General features: G+C 34.4%; 2 pseudogenes. Both read left to right on the top strand.

From position 1 onward, the window contains the following. Positions 1 to 814: pseudogene (gene istA, locus EKG35_RS20745) on the top strand (IS21 family transposase); the annotation flags it as partial. A gap of 8 nt (positions 815 to 822) precedes the next feature. After that, positions 823 to 1,035 (top strand): annotated as a pseudogene (locus EKG35_RS20740) (IS21-like element ISCbo2 family helper ATPase IstB); the annotation flags it as partial.

The raw sequence follows: 1,035 nt of genomic DNA, 5'->3' as shown, positions 1-1,035 counted from the left end.
GAAACAAGTGATGGGGAACAAGTTGAAATTAATGTAGCAGTATTAGTACTGAGCCACTCACGAATGCGCTTCTTTTATATGAGTGTTTCAAAATCCCAGGCTGTTTTATGCTCGTTCTTAAACAGAGACGTTTGAAAAAATGGGTGGAGTACCTGAAGAACTCATCACTGATAATATGAAAACCGTAATGGATGAGGCAAGAACAGAACGTTTTGTTGGAAAAGTAAATGCGAAATTTGCGCAATTTGCGAAGGACTTTGGATTTAAGGTTAAACCTTGTATAGCAGGTCGTCCTCGTACAAAAGGAAAAGTAGAGACAACAATGAAATTACTAGATGAAATTCATGCTTATCAAGGGAAATTTAATATGGCAGAATTACATAATTATATTCAAAATTTATGTAATAGAATCAATCATGAGGTTCATCAAGGAACCAATAAAATACCTATTTTAGAATTTCAAAAAGAAAAGAATCACTTACTCCAGCTACCAACTGAACGAGTAAGAGATTCCTACAGAATCAACCATACGTTTGTAAAAGTTAATGTATCTAACATGATTTCCTACAAATCCAATCAATACTCCGTACCAGCGGGGTATCAAGGAAAAAAAGTAGGTCTACAAGTATACGATGATCAATTATGGATTTATTATAACATGGAACTAATCGCACAGCATAAAATTAGTGAAGCAAAATTGAATTATCAAGAGGCGCATTACCGTGAAATTATCATAAAAGCGATGCCGGAATACCCTGACATTAATGATTTAGCAAAGCGAAATTTAGCAGCGATTGGAGATATGTATAAATGAATTCAATAATGAACACAAACTATCAGCAGCTACAACAAAACCTGGAGTATTTAAAATTAAAGCAAATGGGTCTCCATTTGAATGAAGTCATCGACTTCGGTATAAAGAATGAGCTCTCATTTATTGATACACTCATTAAATTGACAAACTATGAAATTGATGTGCGTGAGCAAAATATGATTCATGCGATGGTCAAAGTGGCTGCGTTTCCACATTTAAAG

Origin of the sequence: Lysinibacillus telephonicus (assembly GCF_003966145.1) — a bacterium.
Taxonomy (GTDB): Bacteria; Bacillota; Bacilli; order Bacillales_A; family Planococcaceae; genus Ureibacillus; species Ureibacillus telephonicus.
Note: the sequence above shows the minus strand (reverse complement) of the source record. Positions and strands in the feature narration are given on the sequence as shown.